The following is a 3,433-nucleotide window of genomic DNA, read 5'->3' on the forward strand; positions in this document are numbered from 1 at the left end:
GGGCTGCGCGCGGCACTCCTCGGGCCTGAGCGTGCAGACCTTCCTGCGCGGCATCCACATCGTGGAGTACACCGAGGCGGCGCTGAAGGACGTGGCCGGGCACGTGGTCGCCCTCGCCGACGCCGAGGACCTGCCCGCGCACGGACAGGCCGTGCGGGCGCGTTTCGAGGCGCTGTCGTGACCACTCCCACCGTCCCGGGCGCCGCGGCGACCCTCGATCAGCTCCCGCTGCGCGAGAACCTGCGCGGCAAGAAGCCCTACGGCGCACCGCAGTTGACCGTGCCCGTGCAGCTCAACACCAACGAGAACCCGCACCCGCCGAGCCGGGCGCTCGTCGACGACGTCGCCGAGGCCGTGCGCGCGGCGGCGGCCGACCTGCACCGCTACCCGGATCGCGACGCGGTCGGCCTGCGGACCGACCTGGCCGAGTACCTGACCCGGCAGACCGGGGTCCCCGTCGACACCGCCAACGTGTGGGCGGCCAACGGGTCCAACGAGATCCTGCAGCAGCTGCTGCAGGCGTTCGGCGGAACCGGCCGCAGCGCACTGGGTTTCGTGCCCTCCTACTCGATGCACCCGATCATCTCCGAGAGCATCGACACCGAGTGGATCGAGGCGAAGCGCAACGGCGACTTCTCCCTGGACACCGACTACGCGGTGGCGCAGATCGCCGAACGGCGTCCCGACGTCGTGTTCGTGACCAGCCCCAACAACCCGACCGGGCACAGCATCCCGACCGCCGACCTCGAGCGCATCCTCGCGGCGGCGCCGGGCATCGTGGTCGTCGACGAGGCCTACGGCGAGTTCTCCGCCCAGCCCAGCGCGGTCGGGCTCATCGACCGGTTCCCGACCAAGCTGGTCGTGAGCCGCACGATGAGCAAGGCGTTCGCCTTCGCGGGCGGCCGGCTCGGCTACCTGGTCGCCGCGCCCGCGGTCATCGACGCCATGCTGCTGGTGCGGCTGCCCTATCACCTGTCGGTGGTCACCCAGGCCGCCGCGCGGGCCGCGCTGCGGCACGCCGACGAAACCCTGGGCAGCGTGGCCGAACTCGCCGCCCAGCGCGACCGGGTCGCCGCCGCGCTGACCGGCCTCGGCTTCGAGGTGGTCCCGTCGGACGCCAACTTCGTGCTGTTCGGCCGCTTCACCGACGCCGGGCGCGCCTGGCAGCACTACCTCGACTCGGGCGTGCTCATCCGCGACGTCGGCATCCCCGGGCACCTGCGCGCCACCATCGGCCTCGCCGCGGAGAACGACGAGTTCCTGCGGGTCAGCGCGCTGATCGCAGGCACCGACCTCACCCACTGACGAATCCAGGCGTGGAGGAACCCCCATGAGCAGAACCGCGCGGATCGAACGCGTCACCAAGGAATCGAGCATCGTCGTCGAGCTCGACCTCGACGGCACGGGCCGCACCGACATCGCCACCGGCGTCCCGTTCTACGACCACATGCTGACCGCGTTCGGCCAGCACGGCAGCTTCGACCTGAGCGTGCAGGCCACCGGCGACATCGAGATCGAGGCCCACCACACCGTCGAGGACACCGCCATCGTGCTGGGTCAGGCGCTGGGTCGGGCGCTCGGCGACAAGAAGGGCATCCGCCGCTTCGGCGACTGCTTCATCCCCATGGACGAGACCCTCGCCCACGCGGTCGTCGACGTGTCCGGGCGGCCCTACTGCGTGTTCACCGGCGAGCCGGAACACCTGCTGCACACCGTGATCCCCAGCGCGGGACCGGGCGCCTCGTATTCGACCGTGCTCAACAAGCACGTCTTCGAGTCCATCGCGCAGAACGCGCGGATCGCGCTGCACGTGCGCGTGCTCTACGGGCGCGACCAGCACCACATCACCGAGGCCGAGTTCAAGGCCGTCGCCCGCGCGCTGCGCGCCGCGGTGGAACTCGACCCGCGCGTGAGCGGTGTCCCGTCGACGAAGGGTGTGCTGTGAAATCCGTCGTGCTGCTGGACTACGGCTCCGGCAACCTGCACTCCGCCGAGCGCGCGCTGGCGCGGGCGGGCGCGCGGGTCGAGGTGACCGCCGACCCCGAGCGGGCGCTGGCCGCCGACGGCCTCGTCGTGCCCGGCGTCGGCGCCTACGCGGCGTGCATGGCCGGGCTGCGCGGGGTACGCGGCGAACGCATCATCGGCCAGCGGCTGGCGGGCGGGCGTCCGGTGCTCGGCATCTGCGTCGGCATGCAGATCCTGTTCGACCGCGGCGTCGAGTTCGGCGTCGAGACCGAGGGCTGCGGGGAGTGGCCCGGCACCGTCGCCCGCCTCGACGCGGCGCCGGTCCTGCCGCACATGGGGTGGAACACCGTCACCGCCCCCGCCGACAGCGTGCTGTTCGCCGGCATGGACGCCGACACCCGCTTCTACTTCGTGCACTCCTACGCCGCCCAGCAGTGGGATCTGCCCGACAGCGACCACCTGGCCCCGGCCAAGCTGACCTGGGCCGAGCACGGCTCGCCGTTCCTGGCCGCCGTCGAGAACGGCCCGCTGTCGGCCACCCAGTTCCACCCGGAGAAGTCCGGCGACGCGGGCGCGGCGCTGCTGAAGAACTGGATCGACGCGCTGTAGGTCAGCCCCCGCCGAGGTGGGCCTGATCGGCGGCGGCGGTGCCCGCCTCCCAGCCCTCGGCGCTGCGGAGGGTGATGCCCTTCGCGCGGGCGGCGGGGAAGTACGTGTCGAAGGCGCGTTCGACGCGGGCGGTCCGGGCGGCCAGCGCCGGGAGGAGACGGTCGGTGTCGGGGGCGTCGGCGACGGTCGCCGCGGCCGCCGCGGCGAGCCGGTCGCCGATCCGCGCGGCGTAGGCGGTCAGGAAGGCCTTGCGGTAGTGGCGGGAGCGGGTCTCGGCCGCGCCGGCGGTGTCGATCATCGTGCGGGTGGCCTGGACCAGCAGGGAGGTCGCGAGGAGTTCGACGCCGTCGAGGTCCGCGTCGTCGCCGACGACGGTGACGAAACCCCAGTCGGCGAGGAAGATCGCGCGGCAGCCGTTGGCGCGGGCGACCCGGTCGACCAGGAGCGCCTTGGCGTCGGTGTAGGGCGTGTCCAGCCAGATCCGGCGGGCGGCCGGGCGGTCGGGGTCGTCGGCGGCGAGCAGGGCGTGGTCGATCGCGTACCTGGTCATGAGTTCCTGCGCCTTGGCCGACAGGGTCTCGGCCTCCTCGGGGAACGCCGTGGACTCGGCCTTGGCGAGCAGCCCGCGCACCCGGCCGAGGGCGCGGGCGTCGACGTGCCGGTGCGCGGGACGGCCGGGCGCGGCGGCAGGCCCGGCCCCGTGCAGTCGCGGCAGCGCGGCGAGCAGGGCGAGGGCGTGCAGCGCGGCGGCCTGCGCCTCGCGGTCGGTGAGCAGCGCGCGCTCGGCCCACTGCGGCAGATGCGGGCGGCCGGTGTCCCACCACACCGCCGCGCCCAGCTCGCCGAGCTGGTCCTGCCA

The 3,433-nt window shown here is 73.4% G+C and carries 5 protein-coding genes; 4 read left to right on the forward strand and 1 reads right to left on the reverse strand.

All coding sequences use genetic code 11. The annotated features are described in order from the left end of the window. From ON36_RS09095 to hisH, 4 genes are all read left to right on the forward strand, one after another. A partial coding sequence (locus ON36_RS09095; RefSeq protein WP_043650323.1) for a histidinol dehydrogenase occupies window positions 1-181 on the forward strand: 181 nt, incomplete at its 5' end. Beyond that, complete coding sequence (locus ON36_RS09100; RefSeq protein ID WP_043650327.1) at window positions 178-1,305, forward strand: histidinol-phosphate transaminase; 1,128 nt, start codon at window positions 178-180, stop codon at window positions 1,303-1,305. The genes ON36_RS09095 and ON36_RS09100, both read left to right, overlap by 4 nt. A 25-nt stretch (window positions 1,306-1,330) precedes the next feature. After that, window positions 1,331-1,945, forward strand: a complete 615-nt coding sequence (hisB, locus tag ON36_RS09105) for an imidazoleglycerol-phosphate dehydratase HisB (protein ID WP_043650329.1) — start codon at window positions 1,331-1,333, stop codon at window positions 1,943-1,945. After that, complete coding sequence (gene hisH, locus ON36_RS09110; RefSeq protein ID WP_043650331.1) at window positions 1,942-2,574, forward strand: imidazole glycerol phosphate synthase subunit HisH; 633 nt, start codon at window positions 1,942-1,944, stop codon at window positions 2,572-2,574. Before hisB ends, hisH begins: the two co-directional genes overlap by 4 nt. A 1-nt stretch (window position 2,575) precedes the next feature. On the opposite strand, the gene ON36_RS09115 is transcribed toward hisH, so the two are convergent. Continuing rightward, a partial coding sequence (locus ON36_RS09115) for a DUF2786 domain-containing protein (RefSeq protein WP_043650334.1) occupies window positions 2,576-3,433 on the reverse strand: 858 nt, incomplete at its 5' end.

This window comes from Nocardia thailandica NBRC 100428, assembly GCF_000308795.1.
GTDB classification, from domain to species: domain Bacteria; phylum Actinomycetota; class Actinomycetes; order Mycobacteriales; family Mycobacteriaceae; genus Nocardia; species Nocardia thailandica.

Bases quoted from the DNA above. Each gene is read 5' to 3' on its own strand.
- hisB (WP_043650329.1), top strand. From the start codon at position 1,331: ATGAGCAGAACCGCGCGGATCGAACGCGTCACCAAGGAATCGAGCATC.